Genomic DNA, 19,227 nt, shown 5'->3' with positions numbered 1-19,227 from the left:
AAATTGCGATGATGTTTTGATTTATGCTTTAATTATAGCTTTATTTGCACAAAATCGTATTTCATGGCCAAAAATTTATTAATCGTCGAATCACCAGCTAAAGCTAAAACCATAGAAGGCTATTTAGGAAAAGATTTCCTTGTGAAATCTAGCTATGGCCATATTCGGGATTTAGTTAAGGGCGATATGGCAATTGATATTAACAATAATTTCGCCCAAACGTACGAGGTACCTGCCGATAAGAAAAGCATGGTTGCCGAACTTAAAAAACTCGCTAAGGAAGCCGAAATGGTATGGCTAGCATCCGATGAAGACCGCGAGGGGGAAGCCATTTCCTGGCATCTATTCGAAACGCTAGGCTTAAAAGTAGAGAAAACCAAACGAATTGTTTTCCACGAAATTACAAAGCCAGCCATTTTAAAAGCAATTGAAAGTCCGAGAGGCATAAATTATAATTTAGTAAACGCACAGCAGGCCCGCCGTGTATTAGACAGATTGGTGGGTTTCGAACTTTCGCCTGTATTGTGGAAAAAGGTAAAACCATCACTTTCTGCGGGTCGGGTTCAATCGGTAGCCGTACGCTTAATTGTAGATCGGGAACGGGAAGTTCAAAACTTCAATGCCTCTGCTGCCTATAAAATTACCGCACAGTTTTCTACTGGTAAAGGCAGAGAAATGGTGAAGGCAGAATTGCCACAGCGTTTTGAAAGTGAAGCGGATGCAGAAAAGTTTTTACAAGATTGTGCAAACGCTAAGTTTGACATTACCAGTTTAGAAACAAAACCTGCAAAAAGAAATCCAGCCGCACCTTTTACCACCTCTACATTGCAACAAGAAGCTTCCAGAAAATTAGGTTTCCCCGTGGCAAGAACCATGCAAGTGGCACAACGGTTATACGAAGCTGGAAAAATTACTTACATGAGAACGGATTCTGTAAACTTATCAGAAACGGCTCTTAATGCGGCTGCCGCAGAAATTAAATCTGCTTACGGCAATCAATATCATCAACAACGAGTTTACAGAACAAAATCGGCAGGTGCGCAAGAGGCTCACGAAGCCATCCGACCTACCTATTTCGATCGCCACACGGTGGATGGAGACATTTCTGAAAAACGTTTATACGATTTGATTTGGAAACGTTCCATCGCATCACAAATGAGCGAAGCCCTCTTTGAAAAAACAACCGCGCAAATCACAGCTTCTACCCGAAAAGAACATTTGGTTGCTGAAGGTGAAGTGTTGAAATTCGATGGTTTCTTGAAGGTATATTTGGAATCTACCGATGACGACGAAGGGGAAGAAAAAGAAGGTGGCTCTATTTTACCTCCATTGGCAAAAGGCCAAGCGTTATTTTTAAAAGAAATGCAGGGAACAGAACGTTTTTCTCGTCCACCTGCAAGATATACAGAGGCCAGTTTAGTTAAGAAATTAGAAGAACTCGGCATTGGTCGGCCATCAACTTACGCCCCAACCATATCTACTGTACAAAACCGTGGTTATGTGGTTAAGGAAGACAGAGATGGTAAGGCACGAAAATTCACCGCTATTGTTTTATCTGATGGTAAAGTGAATAAAGAGGTAAAATCAGAAATTACCGGAGCCGAAAAACAAAAATTATTTCCTACAGACATCGGTGAAGTGGTTAACGACTTTTTAGTTGAGCATTTTAAAGGGATTGTTGATTTTAACTTTACCGCCAAGGTAGAGAAGGAATTTGATGAGATTGCGCAGGGCCTGCAAGAGTGGACTAAAATGCTGCACGCTTTCTACAACCCCTTTCATACCGAAGTAGAAACTACTTTAGAGAATGCTGAACGGGCAACAGGCGAACGTTTATTGGGCTTAGACCCAGCCAGCGGTAAAAATGTGTACACCAAGGTGGGTAAATTTGGCCCATTGGTTCAAATTGGAGAGCTTGACGAGGAAGAAAAACCCCGTTACGCAAGTTTAATGCGCAATCAATCCGTAGCTACCATCAGTTTAGAGGAAGCATTGGAGTTGTTTAAATTACCTTTCCACTTACCTCATTTTGAGGGCAAAGAAGTAATGATTGGTGTAGGTCGTTTTGGTCCCTACGTTAAATGGGGCGAAGCTTTTATATCGCTTCCTAAAAATGAAGATCCTTTAGCCGTAACCTTTGATCGAGCAGTTGAAATCATCAAACAAAAAATGGATGATGACGCACCGATTGCACATTATCAGGGTTTAGGGGTAACAAAAGGTAAAGGACGTTTCGGTCCTTTCATAAAATGGAACGACCTCTTTATCAATATCCCTGCAAAGGGTTACGATTTTGACAATCTATCTCAAGAAGATATTGAAACCCTGATTGGAAAAAAAGTAGAAAAAGAGGCCAACCGCTTTATCAAAACATGGGATGAAGAAAAAATCTCGATCGAAAACGGACGTTGGGGACCATTCATTCGCTTCGGTAAATTGATGTTGAAACTCCGCTACAACGAAGCCACAAAACAAAAATATACACCAGAAGAATTAGCAGACGTTGATTTAGAGGTGATTAAAAAAATGATTGTGGAACAAGTACCAAAAGCATTTGAAACAAAAAAGAAGGCACCAGCCAAGAAAAAAGCACCTGCAAAAAAGGCGGTAGCTAAAAAAACAGTAGCTAAAAAATAACATCAAAAAGATTGATGAATTGAGGGCTGAGGGACTAAGGCTTTACTAAATTTAGTATCCATTAAGATGCTGAAATACATTCAGCATGACGGATTGCTCAGTCAGCATGAAGGATGAGCGAGCTATCGGGTATCATCACCCTAAATTTATTTCAGGGTCTTAGCATTAGGAAAATTTCAGTTATCCTAAACTAACGTTATTAAATTATAGAATAAAACTACGAAATACCTTGAAAGCAGATTTACCAGAAAATATAGTTGAAGATATCGCAATGGCCGTGGTATTAATGAGCGAAACACCAGAAGTTAAAAATTGGACAGTGTATCTCGTTAATCTAAAAAATGATCCCATTACCAATGTATTAATCAGCTCTAAAGGTTATGGAGAGAAAGACGGTAAGCCCGTAAAGACATCTGTTTTGAGACATTTTTTAGGCAATATGGAAGCCAACGACTTTAAAGGCGTCGAAGCCATTGATCCTGAGGTGTTTGGACTTACAAATGAGTATTGGTTAAGTTATTATATCGGTACTACCATTTACGACAAAAAATTTATTTTCCTACCTGAGAGCATAATCGATTCCAACCTCATTAAAATTCCTTTGGTAAACCGACCTGGGGTAATGATTAAGTAAAATGATTTCTTATCAATTCTTAACTTCTTAAGGCACTTTAACAGCTTGCCTGCCCAACAATTTCCAGCCTGTTTTTTCCTTACTCCAAATCAACAAAATATACAACTTCACATTTCCAGGTATATTCTTATCATTTGTTTTGGCATTTAGCGTGTGCCGAACCAAAGCCGTTTTATTTTGCACGATAATGGTTTGATCAGTTAGATTAATCTCAACAAAATCAGATTCACCAGAAAGCAATGAATGCAAAAAATCAAGTTTGGTTTGTATTTTACCACTGGAGTGCCCGTAACTTAAATTACTCAGAATCATTTTGTCCAAAGCTAGGCTATCTGGGGCAACCATCAATTTCGTGAGTTTAGACACTGCTTCTTCTACTCCATTATTCTGTGCAAAACAAAAACTTGCTGAAGAGAACAATATAAAAGCAGTTAAAATCAATAATTTCTTAATCATATCTGGTTAAAGGGTTGATGAATGTAAACTTATCCAAATGATTGCGAAGTAGCAAGTCAATTCTTCAATGTTTCAATAAAATTTAATTTAACGGTAATTTTAGTTAATTTTCATCATATTTAGTCAGACATGGAAAAACCTTCTACATACCAATCGTCCAATAAGAAAAAAATTATTTTTATCGCTGTCCTTGCGGTTTCAATAGCAGCAATCGTATTTATTTACTTCAACAGGAAGAAACAAACCAACGAAGTTAACCAAGCCTATGCAAAATACATTGAAGCCTACACCTCAGGAACGATTTCTAAAAAAAGTTTCATACGCGTGCATTTGGCCAATCCTGCACAGGGCATGCAAGATCTTGGCAAAGCCGATTCGAGAGAGTTATTCGACTTCTCCCCTTCCATTTCTGGCAAAACGTATTGGATAGATCCTCAAACCGTAGAATTCCGTCCAAATGAAAGTTTAAAGCCTGGTGAAGAATATGAGGCAACTTTTAATCTTGCTCAGGTTTCGGCAACAGAAAAAGGGTTGGAAGATTTTGATTTTGAGTTTAAGGTCATCACGCCGGGCCTTCTGCTTAGTCAGAATGGCTTAGTATCTCAAAATAATACCTCATTGGATTACATGAAGTTAACGGGCGAAGTTTCAACTTCTGATGTAGAAGAAACACAAGCACTTGAAAAAACCATTACCTTAGTTTTCGATCAAAAGCTAAACATTAAATGGCAACACGATCCCGCTAAGAACACTTCAAAATTCACCATCGATAGCATCAAAAAGAAAACCAGCGATCAAACCTTAAAGCTCACTTGGGATGGAGATATTATTGATGCAGAACAAAAAGGAGAAGAAGAAATTCGTATTCCTGCCCTAAATAAGTTTGAGATTTTGGATATGAAGGCCATTCAGGGCGAAGAAGATTATGCCCTCCTACAACTTTCTGAACCTGTAGGGGTTGGTCAAGATTTAACTGGCATGATTACCCTCGGAAATCTAAGCGATTTGCGTTATACCATTGATGCAAGTCAGGTTAAAATATATGCTCCAGAAGAATTGAAGGGCGATTATACCTTAACGGTAAACGCTGGGGTCGAAAACATTAACCAAAAAACATTACAGGTTGGAAAAACCGCAAACTTGGTTTTTGAAGATAAAATCCCCTCGGTAACCATCGCTGGCGCTGGTTCTATACTGCCAAATTCAGGAAAATTGGTTCTACCATTTGAAGCCGTTAATTTAAAGGCGGTAGATGTAACGGTCATCAAAATTTACGAGAATAATATTCCGCAGTTTTTCCAAGCCAATAGTTATAAAGATGGCAATGAATTGAGACGCGTGGCAAAACCCATACTTCAGAAAACCATTCGCTTAGATGAAGATAAAGCATTAAATCTGCACAAAAAGAATCGCTTTACGCTAGATTTAGACAAGATGATTCGCACTGAACCTGGTGCGATGTATCGGGTTACCATTGCTTTCAGACAAGATTATAACGTTTTCAACTGCAAAGCGAAAGCAGAAAATTCGGATGAGGGCGAAGAAGATGGATATTACGGAGGTGATGAAAGTTATGGAGAAAAGATTGATGAAGATGACGAATTTTGGCAGCATTACAATAACTACTATCCGCAAAATTACCGTTGGAACGATAAAGACAATCCATGTACGCCATCGTTTTACACCACAGAGCGCTGGGCAAGTAGAAATCTAATCGCATCAAATATTGGTTTAGTGGCCAAAAGAGGCAATGACAATAGTATGCTCATTGTTGCTACAGATTTGTTAACCGCAAAACCATTAAGCGGCGTGAGTTTAGATTTGATGGATTATCAAAAACAGATTATTTATTCCGCAAAAACCGACGGTGATGGCTTGGCTTCTTTCGATTTGAAAAAACAACCTTTCTTGCTAATTGCCAAAAATGGTTCGGAAAGAGGCTATTTAAAGTTAGATGATGCAAGCTCCTTGCCATTGAGCCGTTTTGATGTTGGTGGCGATGTGGTACAAAGCGGTTTGAAAGGATTTATTTACGGAGAACGTGGTGTTTGGCGTCCTGGAGATAGTATTTTCGTATCCTTTGTACTTGAAGATAAATTGAAGAAACTGCCTGCAAATTACCCAGTTACGATGGAATTTTACAATCCAAAAGGGCAATTATACAAAAGACTAATTAACGGAAAGCCACTCAACGGATTTTACACCTTTAAAACCGCTACAGAAACTACCGCTCCAACTGGCGATTGGCTGGCAAAAGTTAAGGCGGGTGGCGCAAGTTTCACGAAAACCATAAAGGTAGAAACAGTGATGCCAAACCGTTTAAAAATCGACTTCAATATTGGCGGAAAACCATACCTACGTGCTGGAACATCTGCTTCTACCCTATCCGCGAAATGGCTCTTTGGTGCTGTTGCCCAAAACCTAAAGGCAAAGGTAGATGTAAATTTGAACACCACAGAAACGAAGTTTAAAGGCTTTGAAGGTTTCAGTTTTGATAATCCGACGGTTAATTTTGAATCTCAAGTGAAAACCATTTTTGAAGGTACTCTAAATCAAAATGGAACAGCACTTGTAAACACCAATTTAAACCAAAACAACACCGCACCGGGTGTATTAAGGGCAAATTTTACCACTAAAGTTTTTGAACCTGGAGGCAATTTCAGTATTGATAACTTCAGTATTCCTTACCATGTTTACACCAATTATTTAGGCATTAAGCCAGAGCAAGGTGATAAATTGAGTGGCATGTTGGTTACCGGAAAAAACCACAAAATCGAAATTGTTAACGTAAATACGGATGGTAAGTTATTAAGCGGTAGTAAAACCGTACAGGTGGAACTCTATAAAACGCAATGGAGATGGTGGTGGGAACAAGATAATCAATATACTTACGCAAACTTCACCCAAAATCAATATAATAAGCTCATTTCTAACAATATGGTTAGCCTAAATAATGGAAAGGGAAGCTGGAATTTAAGAATTGACGAACCAGAATGGGGGCGTTATTTAATCTTGGTAAGGGATTTGAACGGCGGACACGTAACCGGAAAATCTGTCTATGTAGATTGGCCTGGATGGGCACAACGAGAACAAAGCAACAACCCAACTGAAGCTTCTATGCTATCCTTCACAGCAAACAAAGAGAAATTTACCGTTGGCGAAGACATAACTTTAACCATCCCTACAGGTAAAAATGGACGAGCTTTAATATCTATTGAAAACGGAAGCCGTGTGTTAAAAACCTTCTGGATTGATACCAAAGCCGGACAAACGCGATACAAATTCAAGGCAGAGAAGAACATGGCACCGAATGTGTTTGCAAACATCACCCTATTGCAACCGCATGCACAAACCCTTAATGATTTGCCTATTAGGATGTATGGAGCCATACCAATTTCAGTAGAGGATCCACAAACTATTTTGAAACCAAGCATAAAAATGGCCGATAAAATTAAGCCAGAAACGGAAAATACCATAACGGTTTCAGAGCAAAACGGCAAGGCCATGACTTACACCATTGCTTTGGTAGATGAAGGTTTGCTGGACTTAACAAGATTTAAAACGCCAGATCCACACGGTGCTTTTTATGCCAGAGAAGGTTTAGGCGTTAAAACCTGGGATCTATTTGATTATGTTATCGGAGCTTGGGGCGGAAATTTAGAACGTATTTTAAGCATTGGTGGCGATGGAAGCATTAACAAAAATTTAAATCCAGCAAAAGCGAACAGATTCAAAGCGGTAGTTAAATTTATGGGGCCATTCGCCATTGGCAAGGGAGAAAGTAAAACACACAAATTTAAACTTCCACAATACATTGGCGCAGTGCGGGCAATGGTTATTGGCGGACAAGATGCCGCCTATGGTTTCGCTGAGAAATCCGTTCAAGTGAAAAAACCCTTAATGGTGTTGGCCACCCTACCCCGAGTAATTGGACCAGGCGAAAGCTTTACCCTACCTGTCACAGTTTTTGCTACAGAAAGTAATTTGAAAAATGTTTCAGTTCAGTTACAGGCAAGCAATTTAATTGTTCAGGGTAACAATAAACAACAACTTCACTACAAACAAACCGGTGAGCAAATGGCTTACTTTGAAGTAAAAGCCCCAAATAGTGTAGGCATAGCCAAAGTGAAGGTAATTGCACAAAGTGGTTCAGAGAAAACCGAATATGATGTGGAAATGGACATTAGAAACCCAAACCCATACGTTACAAATGTGGTTTCAGCAAGCGTACAGCCACACCAAAAATGGGCCATTAATTATTCGCCAATAGGCATGGCAGGAACCAATTCAGGTACGCTAGAAGTCTCTTCAATTCCGGCAATAAACCTAAGTAAAAGATTAGGTTATTTAATTCAATATCCGCATGGGTGTATTGAGCAAACCACCTCAGCAATTTTCCCTCAATTGTATTTGGATAGATTAAGCGCCTTAACTGAACAGCAAAAGACAAGCGCAGAGCGAAACATCAAAGCAGGAATCAATCGAATAAAAGGATTCCAAGCGCCAGATGGGGGCTTATCTTATTGGCCGGGAGAAGGCAGTTCGGATGAATGGGGAAGCAATTATGGGGGCCATTTTTTAGTGGAGGCCCAAAATTCGGGTTATACCCTACCCGTGGGATTAATGGATGAATTATTACGCTTTGAAAAAACAAAGGCAACAAACTGGGCGCCAAATAGCAATAATTTTTACGGAGGAGATTTATCTCAAGCCTACCGCCTGTATGTTTTAGCCCTTGCTAAAAAACCTGAAATGGCAGCAATGAACAGATTAAGGGCATTCCAATACTTATCCGTTTCTGCAAAATGGCGTTTGGCAGCAGCTTATAAACTTGCTGGTCAGAATGATCTTGCCCAAAGTATGGTTAAGGGTTTGGATATTAATATTCAACCATACAATCAACTTGGGGGCACTTATGGTTCGGATGTGAGAGATCAGGCTATGATTTTAGAAACCTTGACTTTATTGGGGCAGAAAGCAAGAGCAGCATCATTATTGCAGCCTCTTGCATCAAAATTAGGAGAAAATACTTGGTACAGCACCCAAACAACGGCCTATAGCTTGTTGGCAATTGCGAAGTTCTGCGGTACTAATCAAGCCTCAAATAAATTGCAGTATCAGTATGTATTGGATGGTAAATCGGCAACAGTTAGTTCTAATCAATATTTCAATAGCACAGCCATTAATTTTAAAGGCAATACCAGTGCGGTAACCAATAATGGCAACAATGTACTTTTTGTTCGTTTGGTATTGCAAGGCCAACCGGTTGCAGGTCAGAATAATTTCTTGCCGAACAAACCAGATGTTCTGGGCATGAGTGTGGCTTACAAAAGATTAAATGGAACACCTTTAAATCCAGCAACACTAAAGCAAGGAACAGATTTTTATGCGGAAGTAACGATTAAAAATCCGGGAAAAATGGGCTATTACGAACAAATGGCTTTAACACAAATTTTCCCTTCAGGATGGGAAATCATCAATACCCGTGTGAACGATAACCAGAGCATCTTGGCCGCATCCCCTTTTACTTATCAGGATATAAGGGATGATCGAGTATTCACTTATTTTAACATCAAAGAAAATGAAAGTGTTGTGTACAAGGTTTTACTAAATGCTTCATATTTAGGTAGATACTATCTATCGGCGGTACAATGCGAAGCGATGTACAACAATAATATTTCAGCTACTACTGGAGGAATGTGGGTACAGGTTGTAAAATAGATTTCAATTTTGATGATGCCATGGTTCGCAGAATTATGAACCATGGCAATTGGATTAAAATCTAATTATAAAAAATGATACCGCCTCGGTTCATACCTCAACGAGCTGAAAAGTATATACAATACTCAATACACCATAAAAACAAAATGTCAAAAAAGCTAAGCTTATTTCTCGTTACAGATTTGATTTTTATGCTATTGCTTTTGGCATTCTTTTTCGCATTACCGTCCAAACTTTTCAAATCGCCAACGTCATTTGTGATTGAGGCCAGCAACGGAAATTTACTCAGCGCTGCTATCGCAAGCGATGGACAATGGCGATTTCCCGTTGCAGACAGCGTACCCATTAAGTTTATTGATTGTATTATCGCATTTGAGGATAAGCGATTTTACAATCATATTGGAGTAGATTTTTTGGCATTGAGCCGTGCCATGAAACAAAATTTCAAAGCAAAAGGTGTTGTAAGTGGTGGCAGTACGCTCAGCATGCAAGTGATTCGCTTATCTCGCAATAAAGAAAGAACCGTATGGCAAAAATTGCTGGAAATAGCACTGGCTTTCCGACTAGAGTTAAGATATTCAAAAACAGAAATCATTAATCTATATGCCTCAAACGCACCTTTCGGAAGTAATGTTGTCGGTTTAAACGCAGCTAGTTGGCGATATTATGGTAGAGATGCCAAAACACTTTCATGGGGAGAAATGGCCACTTTAGCGGTATTGCCCAACAGTCCTTCCCTAATTCATCCAGGCAAAAATGCCGATCGCTTAATTAGAAAACGCAACGATTTACTTGATAAATTGGTCAAACTGAACTACATCGATCAAACAACAGCAAACCTAGCTAAGCTCGAACCCATTCCCGGCAAACCCTTGCCCCTACCTCAAAACGCACCGCATTTGCTCAATCGGTTTAAAGCAGAACGATCTGCCTTAAAAATAGAAACCACCAAAATTACATCTACACTAAACGAAAGTCTCCAAATTAAGGTCAACGTCATTCTAAAACGATACAACAACCGATATAGAGCCAACGACATCAACAATATATCTGCATTAGTTTTAGATGCCAAAACAGGTACTGTTGTAAGTTATGTTGGAAACATCTATCAACCCGATCAAGCGTTTTTAGAAAGTCATGTGGATATGATCAGAGCACCCAGGAGCCCAGGTAGCACATTGAAGCCGTTGCTCTATTCCAGCATGTTGAATGATGGTTTCATACTGCCACATACTTTGATAGCCGATATTCCAACACAAATTGCTGGGTACTCACCCCAAAATTACGACCTTGGATATGACGGTGCCATCGCGGCTGATAAAGCTTTGAGCAGATCCCTAAACATTCCAGCAGTAAAAATGTTGCAGCAATATAAGTATGAACGCTTTTACGATAAACTTAAAAAAATTGGGATTAGCACATTATCACAACCCGCAGATCATTATGGCTTATCTTTAATACTAGGTGGCAGCGAAGTAACCATGTGGGATTTAGCCAACACCTATCTCGGCATGGTAAGAACCCTAAATCACTTTAATACTTATAAAGGATTATACAATGTTAACGACTATAATGCAGCAAGTTATATCAAAGATGATATAAAAGAATCTTCAGATTACCAAAGAAATTCCCATCTCGATCATGGCTCCATTTGGGCAACTTTTAATGCCATGGAAGAAGTGATGCGACCTGGTGACGAAGGACTTTGGGAACAATTCTCCTCCTCCCAACGGATTGCATGGAAAACGGGCACCAGTTTCGGTTTCCGAGACGCATGGGCAGTTGGGCTAACCCCTAATTATGTGGTGTGTGTTTGGGTGGGTAATGCCGATGGCGAAGGCAGACCAGGTTTAGTCGGCATTGAAGCCGCCGCCCCAGTGCTTTTTGATATATTCAGGCAATTGCCCAACGGGAAATGGTTTGAAACACCAACTACGAAACTCAAAAAAATTAAAGTATGCAAGCAAAGTGGTTATAAAGCAGGAGAAAACTGTACGGATGTACTAGAAGAACTCGTGCCTGTTGCAGGCGAAAAAACGGCCGTGTGCCCTTATCATAAAATGATTCATTTAGATCGAAGCGGAAGTTTTCGCGTAACCGATCAATGCGAAAGTGTAACCAATATGCAACATCAAAGTTGGTTCATCCTACCCCCCGCAATGGAATATTATTATAAAATTAAAAATAGCGACTATAAAACACTACCTCCGTTTATGGCGGGTTGTAATCAATCTGGAGGAAACAATGTAATGGAACTTATCTATCCAAAGAATGGCGCAACGGTATATATTCCACTTGAATTAGATGGCTCAAGAGGAAAAATTGTTTTGAATGTTGCACACCGAAACGCATCGTCAAAAATTTATTGGCATATCGATAATGAATTTGTAACCACCACAAGCAATTACCACCAATTGGCTGTAAGTCCTCCCCCAGGTAAACATACACTTACGCTGGTGGATGAAAACGGCGAACGCTTAGTACAGGTTTTTACGGTCTTGGACAAAGAAAAACAGAGAAATTAATACCATCAACAACTTGGCAAAATAGCTATACTTCCGTTCTGGTAACCACCAACTTCCTTTCAATAGTTCCATAAACGATGAGGTATTGAGCAATCATATAGCTTGCCATAATTACGGCGCCACTTTGCGGTATTGGGGTAGAAAATTTATTTATCGCCAAAGCACTATCCGACAGCAAGAAAAATAATGCCCCATATAAAATCACCTTAAAGCTAAAAACATTCACTTTTCCATAACGATTCACCGCCATCATCGCCATAATGCTAATGATGATGGCATACATTAAAACAGGAAATTGCAATGCACCAAGCTTTGGCTGCATGTAGAAAAACAAGCCAGCACAGAAAATTCCTAAAGCGCCAACAGACCATAAAAAGTATGGATTTTTTTGATTTGGATTAGACTTGTGATCCAACACGAACGCTCGAATATAAAAAATGTGGCACAGCAAAAAAGAAATTAAGCCGTACATAAAAAAGCTATTCTGCCCAGATTGAAAAAGTAAGAGCACATCTCCAATCAAGCCGAAAATTAAGCCTATCAAAATTCGTTTATGAAATCTTCCTTTCAAATTGGTACTCACTACAAGCCAAACCAAAAGCGTAAGCAGGATTAACGGTTTCGAAAAAATTCTTAAACTCGGCACATCGGCGTACTCTGCATAAAGTTGAATGGAAAAAATGATAAAAAATATAAATGAAAATATTTTAGTTTTCATTGGTTTTGGATTCGCTTTTTGAAGATTAAAGAACCAAATTACAGATATTAGCTGAATGTCTGCAAAAAATAATTTCACAGCGTACTACTTTTAAATAAAGGTTCATGTTAAGCTAAAATATCCCCGCCGTAATATTTGTGTTCATTTGAGTTCAAAATTGGTTTTACAACAAATGGTTTTTACTTTTGTGCTATAAGTTCACTAGATTTTACATTTATTGAATTTAAAACCCATCATCCCAATTCTATGAAAAAGTTAACCCTTCTATTTGTTTTGCTTACGGCAGGTTATTTGCTTAAAGCGCAAACCTTAATACTTGCAAAGGATGCAAAAGACTACATTGGTAAAACGGTAACCATTTGCGATTCTGTGTACAGCACAAAAGCCCTCGATAAGATAACGCTCATTAATCTTGGAGGTGCTTACCCTAAAGAACTCCTAACTTTGGTTGTAAACAAAGAAGACGTCGCTAAATTTTCTTCAGAACCTGCAAGCATGTATTTAGGAAATAAAATTTGTGTAACAGGTATAATTACTGAGTTTAAAGGAAAAACACAAATTGTTGTAACGGAGCCGAAACAAATTGTGGTGAAATAAGCATTACCGGAATCACCAAAACCTTCGCACTACAAACTAGAAATGGGAACCTTACCCATTTTCGCGGCTTCTAAATAAAGTAAAACCTGATTCACGCAAGCGGATAAATTGTCTTTAATCTCGTGTTCCCAAAAGCGCATAACAGTATAGCCCATTAAAGAAAGCGACTGATTTACATATTGGTCTCTCTGAATATTCCTTTCAATTTTGGGAATCCAAAAATCTGTATTCTTTTTTAAAGCTTGCCTACGCGTTGCCCAATTGTAGCCATGCCAAAAGTCGCCATCAACAAAAATAGCAAGTTTGTATTTTTTGATGATGAGGTCTGGTTTCCCTGGAAAGTTTTTGGGATGTAAACGGAATCGGATATGCCGCGCCCATAAAGCTCGGCGGAGTTTTAACTCGGGTATGCTATTCTTTGCACGGATTTTAGCCATGGTCTTACTCCGCTGTTCTGTAGTGTAAAAACCAGCACTTTCTTCAAACCGTGGAACCTTAATAATTTCCTTTTCCTTTATATATGGTTTCAAACCCATACCAATAAAACTCCAAGATTTTGAATTTGTTTTGGTTAGAAAAAAGAGACTAAAAGACATCAATCAACCTATCTGCACCTCTTTCTATACAAAAGAGGGCAGTTTTGGTTGGAGCGTTAACATTGTGGGTATGTTTTCTTAAATGTCTTATACTAGAACAATCTTTTGAAGAATTTGCCTTTTCGGTTGGTAAACATTTAAGCCTACCAACCGACTAAGCATAGATATCCTTATTATCTACATCGAATATTGGAAAAGGATTTTAAATCTCATAGCAAGTTATACAGAAGGGACGAAATCCGTTACAGAAATCTATTTTACCGTGATGAAATTTCTTTTCACAGACCATTGCCTTAATTCCTATTTAGCATTTTAATTTCCACAGCTTGCTTGCCGTTTTTAAGATTCAAGACCTGATAATCTACTTCAATCCCTTCTTTAAGTTCCTTTTGATGGCCAACCACTTTTTCGCAATCCGCAAAAACAAACTCTGTTCCATCTTCAGGACAAATAAATCCAAAACCTCGGCTTGGATTGTACCATTTAACAGTTCCTCTTGGCATACCTATTTCATTAAGTTTTTATCTGATACATCAAATTAAGCCAATACTTCGAGGATAAAAAAGTTTAGGACATACAACGGGAAAACCTTGATAAAATCCATTCACACCGTGATTAAATTTTCAAAGTTTGCGCTTAAATTAAGCAGCTACTGCTGATAATTTTGATACAGTTATTGTGTAAAAGCAAAAAATCAATAGATTTGAAAACTCGATTAATGAATTACCCCTTACCAATTATGCCTTTTAAACGAAATACGCTCCTTCTCCTGCTTACCTTTTTGATTATATGCTTTATAGGCTTGAGCGTATTTATTAGCTTCCATCCGCTGTTACCTTTTGATATCAAAACCTCAAATTTTATACAACAATATCATTCTGACTTTATGGATCAGTGCATGCTTGCCATTAGTTTCTTTGGCGAACTACCTTATTCATTATTATCGGTTGTGGTGGTTGCTTTGGTATTTTATTACCTGAAATATAAAAGAGAGGCTTATTTCATTTCGACTACGCTGCTTTCAGGATTAGTCATTTTAGGGGTCAAAAACATCATCAATCGGCAAAGGCCAACATCATTTTATGTTAGATTGGTGGAAGTAAACAGATTTCAAAGTTACCCCAGCGGACACGTACTTTCTTACGTATTATTTTTCGGTTTTCTAATTATTTTAATGAATACGCTGAAAACCATACCAAAGGCAACCAGAATTGTTGTAACGTATGTTTCGGCCTTTTTGATGATAATGGTTTCTTTTTCAAGAATTTACCTTGGTGCACATTGGTTTACAGATACCGTTGGAGGCTGTTTATTGGGCTTAATATGCTTGTTTCCATTAACTTACTATTATTTTAAGTTTAAGAAAGGAACGCCAGAAGAAAAAAATTAAGATGCTGATTTGGGCTTATTTCTGATCCTGCTCAACGTTTCAATCCGCATACCTAAATAGGTAGCCAGGTATTTAAGCGGTATTCTAAATTTTATTTTTGGATGATTGTCTTTAAACTGCTTATATCTGGCCTCAGCAGAAGGGATACGAGAAAGGATTGATCGCTCTTGAGACATATTGAAGTGAATCGCTAATAGTTTCCTTCCGAGTATATTGGTTTCCGGAAATTTATCATAGAGCTTATCAATGAAATTATAAGGAACCACAAGCAAAGTAGAGTTTTCTATGGCCTGCAAGTGTTCGAAATACGTTGGGCTGATATTTCCAGGATCTCTGATAGAGCCAATTAAAGTATTTTCAAGGGCCAAACAGGTGGTAATATCCTTTCCCTCATCGATGATAAAGCCCCTTACCAAACCATTGATTACAAAAAAAACACATTCCTTGTAGTTTTTCTGAACAGAATCTATCAAAGCGTTTTTCTTTACCGTTATGCTAAAAGTTTGTTCCATAGCATAATCTACAACTTCCTTGCTGAGTGGTTGCAATCCGTTTAAGAACCTAAAAAGTAACTCACTCTCGCTTCTAATTTCACTCATAACCTAAAAAATAATCTGCTACAGCTGCAATGTATTATTAGATTATTGCATTTGCAAATCAACAGGTTTTAAAATAAGCATAAATTACACTTAGATAAATTATTTCTGATATTTTTGCGCCTATGATAAAAGCACAACCCAAAGCATTTCTTTTTGATTTAAACGGAACTATGGTGAATGATATGGTTTTTCATAACCATGCCTGGCATTCAATATTAACAAAAGATTTAGGGGCAAATATTAGTTTTGAGGAAGTTAAGAAACAAATGTATGGGAAAAACCAAGATTTGCTTGAACGGGTTTTTGGTGTTGGCCATTTCTCTCCAGAACAAATCGATCAAATTTCTATAGAAAAAGAACATCGATACCAAGCGGCCTACAAAAAGCATTTGGAACTTATAGCTGGTTTGGATCAATTTCTTGAACAGGCAAAAAATGCTGGAATTTCTTTAGCTATTGGCTCAGCAGCAATCCCTTTCAACATTAATTTTGTTTTGGATAATTTAAAGCTTAGAAGTTACTTTAAGGCAATAGTTAGCGCAGAGGATGTTGTAAACAGCAAGCCAGATCCAGAACCTTTTACAAAGGGGGCCGATATTTTAGGCGTACCATATAACCAATGTATTGTTTTTGAAGATGCTCCGAAAGGTGTAGAAGCTGCCGAAAACGCCGGTATGCAATGCGTTGTACTTACAACCATGCACACTGCCGAAGAATTTAGTGCCTACAATAACATTGTCGCCTTTATAGAAGATTATACCGACCCAGTTTTGCAAAATTTATTTAAATAAAAAACGGCTGTAATTTTACAACCGTTTTCACTTTCTATTCTAGCGCATTTACTTACTGAATTTGTAAATGGAACTGGTTTTATAAACCTGTCCTGGCTTTAAAATGGTACTTGGAAAGTTGGGTTGGTTAGGCGAATCTGGGAAATGTTGCGTTTCCATTGCAAAGGCTGTTCTAAAATCATCTTTAGCACCCGTTTTAAAAGTATTCTTGCTTTGCATAAAGTTTCCACTATAAAATTGCAAGCCAGGTTCTTGGGTATAAATATCCATTACAATACCCGATTGATCGCCTTTTACCGTTGCAGCGTGATACATATTCATCGCTTTTGTTTTGTTTAAAACATAATTATGGTCATAGCCTTTCCCAAAGGTTAGTTGCTCATTTTTGTCGTTAACACGAGCCCCAATGGTAGTAGCCTTGGTAAAATCAAAGGGAGTTCCAGCAACTTTGTCAATTTTGCCTAAAGGAATAAGCGTAGAATCAACAGGGATGTATTCATCGGCATAAATTTGCACCTCATGTTTTAAAATTTCACCGCTCCCATCTCCATTTAAATTAAAAAAAGCATGATTGGTTAAATTCACTGGGGTGGCTTTATCCGTTGTCGCCAGGTAATCCATTTTCAATTCATTATCGTCAGTTAAAGTATAAGTGACCTTAACATCCAAATTGCCAGGAAAATTCTCATCTCCATCTTTCGACAGGTAATGAAGTTCTAAAGTATTGTCGTTCAGCTGTTTTGCATCCCAAACCACATACTGGTAGCCTTTTTTACCTCCATGCAAGGTATTTTGACCATTGTTTTTAAATAGTGTGTAGGTTTTGCCATCTAAGGTAAATTTTCCTTTGGCAATTCGATTTCCATATCTTCCAATGGTTGCACCGAAATAAGGTTCTGTTGATTTTTCATAATCGCCTACACTTTTAAAACCTACCACAACATCCACCAATTTTCCTGCTTTATCTGGAATTAACAAACTAACTAATCGACCACCATAATTGGTGAAGATAGCGGCTGCATTGTTTTTATTTTTTAGTGTATAAAGCGCAGTTTGCTTGCCGTCGATACTTGTTTTGAAGGAATCTGCCACTAATTTTACTACCGCTATAGAATCGTTGTTAAGGCTATCGCCTGATGAAGGCTGTTTCGTGTCAGACTGGCAAGATGCAAAACCAATTACAGCTAATGCTGCTACACTTGTTAATGATTTTAAATTCATATAAATTGATATTTGGGTTAGATTTTCGAATTACGTTTTAAATATAATTATAAAGATTAACAAAGCAAATAAATCGATTTAGTGAATTAGAATGGTTGTTTGTTTGGCATGAAAAGCAAACAAATTTTACTTCCCCTCCGAAAACAAAATGATTAACGGAAATAAAAGGCATACATGCTGATATAACCTTTCAAATCAAAATCTGCTAGATTATCGTTCTCAGCTGTTCCATTTTTTGTTGTGTATAAATTTCCAATGAATACTATAAAATCAATCAAATGTTCCTAATATTGTCACCGATCAGAACTATACAATGAATAAACAAATCTCAGAAAACCGATACGATAGCATGTCTTATCGCCGTTGCGGAAAAAGCGGATTAAAACTTCCGGCCATTTCCTTAGGCTTGTGGCATAATTTTGGGCATGTCAACATTTTTGACAACAGTAAGAATTTAATCTACACCGCCTTTAATAATGGAATTACCCATTTTGATTTGGCCAACAACTATGGCCCGCCCCCAGGTTCGGCAGAAGAAGTTTTCGGTAAAATACTGAAAGAAGATTTTAGAAACTATCGTGATGAAATGATCATCTCTACCAAAGCTGGTTATACCATGTGGGACGGCCCTTATGGAGATTGGGGCTCAAAAAAATACCTGGTTTCGAGCTTGGATCAAAGCTTAAAGAGAATGGAGCTCGATTATGTGGACATTTTTTATCACCATCGCCCAGATCCCGAAACACCTTTGGAAGAAACCATGAATGCATTGAGCTTAATTGTACAGCAGGGCAAAGCACTGTACGTTGGCATTTCTAATTATCAGGCACCAGAAGCAGAAAAAGCAATCCAAATTTTAAAAGATAACGGAACGCCATGCCTTATTCATCAGCCTAAATATTCCATGTTCGAAAGATGGGTAGAAAATGGCTTGATGGACGTTTTAGACGAAAACGGAGTTGGCTGTATTCCATACTCCCCATTAGCCCAAGGATTACTAACAGACAAGTATTTGCATGGAATTCCAGCCGATTCTAGAGTTGCCACAAGTGGTGTATTTTTAAATGAACGCCAAATTACACCCGATAAAATTGCAACAATCGCTAAGCTTAACGACATTGCAAAAGAACGCGGACAAAAATTGGCACACATGGCCTTGTCTTGGATTTTGAAAGATGATAGAGTTACCTCTGTGCTGATTGGGGCGAGTAAACCAGAGCAAATAACGGATTCCATCAAGGCTTTAAATCAAATTGAATTCAGCGAGCGTGAAATTAAATTGATAGATGAGATATTGAAATCTGAATAGATTTTAAGATTACGAAGATTTTTTCAGGCTGCC

14 protein-coding genes are annotated in these 19,227 nt (G+C 38.2%); 8 read left to right on the top strand and 6 right to left on the bottom strand.

Going from position 1 to position 19,227, the window contains the following annotated elements; genetic code table 11:
• Positions 1 to 63: 63 nt before the first annotated feature.
• Both topA and DHW03_RS02555 read left to right on the top strand, forming a co-directional pair.
• A complete protein-coding gene (gene topA / locus DHW03_RS02560) occupies positions 64 to 2,637 on the top strand; it encodes a type I DNA topoisomerase (protein WP_109924172.1) in 2,574 nt (857 codons plus the stop codon).
• Between the two features lie 229 nt (positions 2,638 to 2,866).
• Complete coding sequence (locus DHW03_RS02555) at positions 2,867 to 3,271, top strand: hypothetical protein (RefSeq protein ID WP_109924171.1); 405 nt, start codon at positions 2,867 to 2,869, stop codon at positions 3,269 to 3,271.
• Between the two features lie 27 nt (positions 3,272 to 3,298).
• Here the strand turns inward: DHW03_RS02555 and DHW03_RS02550 are convergent, their stop codons facing one another.
• Positions 3,299 to 3,727, bottom strand: coding sequence for a nuclear transport factor 2 family protein (locus DHW03_RS02550; protein WP_109924170.1), 429 nt, complete (start codon positions 3,725 to 3,727; stop codon positions 3,299 to 3,301).
• Positions 3,728 to 3,856: 129 nt separating this feature from the next.
• Between DHW03_RS02550 and DHW03_RS02545 the strand changes: the two genes are divergently transcribed.
• Together DHW03_RS02545 and pbpC are read left to right on the top strand one after the other, a co-directional pair.
• The gene (locus DHW03_RS02545; RefSeq protein ID WP_109924169.1) at positions 3,857 to 9,448 is read left to right on the top strand and encodes an alpha-2-macroglobulin family protein; all 5,592 of its coding nucleotides are present in this window, start codon (positions 3,857 to 3,859) and stop codon (positions 9,446 to 9,448) included.
• Positions 9,449 to 9,594: 146 nt separating this feature from the next.
• Positions 9,595 to 11,973 carry a penicillin-binding protein 1C gene (gene pbpC, locus DHW03_RS02540; protein ID WP_109924168.1) on the top strand — a complete coding sequence of 793 codons (2,379 nt, stop codon included), beginning with the start codon at positions 9,595 to 9,597 and terminating at the stop codon, positions 11,971 to 11,973.
• A 25-nt stretch (positions 11,974 to 11,998) separates the two neighbouring features.
• Here the strand turns inward: pbpC and DHW03_RS02535 are convergent, their stop codons facing one another.
• Positions 11,999 to 12,691, bottom strand: a complete 693-nt coding sequence (locus DHW03_RS02535; protein WP_109924980.1) for a lysoplasmalogenase — start codon at positions 12,689 to 12,691, stop codon at positions 11,999 to 12,001.
• Positions 12,692 to 12,937: 246 nt separating this feature from the next.
• Between DHW03_RS02535 and DHW03_RS02530 the strand changes: the two genes are divergently transcribed.
• Entirely contained in the window at positions 12,938 to 13,288 is a 351-nt protein-coding gene (locus tag DHW03_RS02530; RefSeq protein ID WP_109924167.1) for a single stranded DNA-binding domain-containing protein, read from the top strand.
• A 29-nt stretch (positions 13,289 to 13,317) separates the two neighbouring features.
• Here the strand turns inward: DHW03_RS02530 and DHW03_RS02525 are convergent, their stop codons facing one another.
• Both DHW03_RS02525 and DHW03_RS02520 read right to left on the bottom strand, forming a co-directional pair.
• On the bottom strand, positions 13,318 to 13,818 hold the full coding sequence (locus tag DHW03_RS02525; protein ID WP_240618446.1) for a very short patch repair endonuclease: 501 nt from the start codon (positions 13,816 to 13,818) through the stop codon (positions 13,318 to 13,320).
• Positions 13,819 to 14,177: 359 nt separating this feature from the next.
• Positions 14,178 to 14,387 (bottom strand): cold-shock protein, encoded by a 210-nt coding sequence (locus DHW03_RS02520; protein ID WP_109924166.1) that lies wholly within the window; start codon positions 14,385 to 14,387, stop codon positions 14,178 to 14,180.
• Between the two features lie 215 nt (positions 14,388 to 14,602).
• Between DHW03_RS02520 and DHW03_RS02515 the strand changes: the two genes are divergently transcribed.
• Positions 14,603 to 15,274, top strand: coding sequence for a phosphatase PAP2 family protein (locus DHW03_RS02515; RefSeq protein WP_109924165.1), 672 nt, complete (start codon positions 14,603 to 14,605; stop codon positions 15,272 to 15,274).
• Here the strand turns inward: DHW03_RS02515 and DHW03_RS02510 are convergent.
• The gene (locus tag DHW03_RS02510) at positions 15,271 to 15,873 is read right to left on the bottom strand and encodes a Crp/Fnr family transcriptional regulator (RefSeq protein ID WP_109924164.1); all 603 of its coding nucleotides are present in this window, start codon (positions 15,871 to 15,873) and stop codon (positions 15,271 to 15,273) included. The two genes, DHW03_RS02515 and DHW03_RS02510, sit on opposite strands and share 4 nt — an antisense overlap.
• A gap of 122 nt (positions 15,874 to 15,995) precedes the next feature.
• Here DHW03_RS02510 and DHW03_RS02505 point away from each other — a divergent pair, with 122 nt between their 5' ends.
• Positions 15,996 to 16,664, top strand: a complete 669-nt coding sequence (locus DHW03_RS02505; protein ID WP_109924163.1) for an HAD family hydrolase — start codon at positions 15,996 to 15,998, stop codon at positions 16,662 to 16,664.
• A 48-nt stretch (positions 16,665 to 16,712) separates the two neighbouring features.
• Here the strand turns inward: DHW03_RS02505 and DHW03_RS02500 are convergent, their stop codons facing one another.
• A complete protein-coding gene (locus tag DHW03_RS02500) occupies positions 16,713 to 17,885 on the bottom strand; it encodes an aldose epimerase family protein (RefSeq protein WP_109924162.1) in 1,173 nt (390 codons plus the stop codon).
• 313 nt (positions 17,886 to 18,198) lie between these two features.
• Between DHW03_RS02500 and mgrA the strand changes: the two genes are divergently transcribed.
• Entirely contained in the window at positions 18,199 to 19,194 is a 996-nt protein-coding gene (gene mgrA / locus DHW03_RS02495) for an L-glyceraldehyde 3-phosphate reductase (protein ID WP_109924161.1), read from the top strand.
• Positions 19,195 to 19,227: the final 33 nt, after the last annotated feature.

Source organism: Pedobacter yonginensis, assembly GCF_003173595.1.
Taxonomy (GTDB): Bacteria; Bacteroidota; Bacteroidia; order Sphingobacteriales; family Sphingobacteriaceae; genus Pedobacter; species Pedobacter yonginense.
The sequence above is the reverse complement of the archived record's forward strand: the minus strand, read 5'-3'. Positions and strand labels throughout refer to the sequence as shown.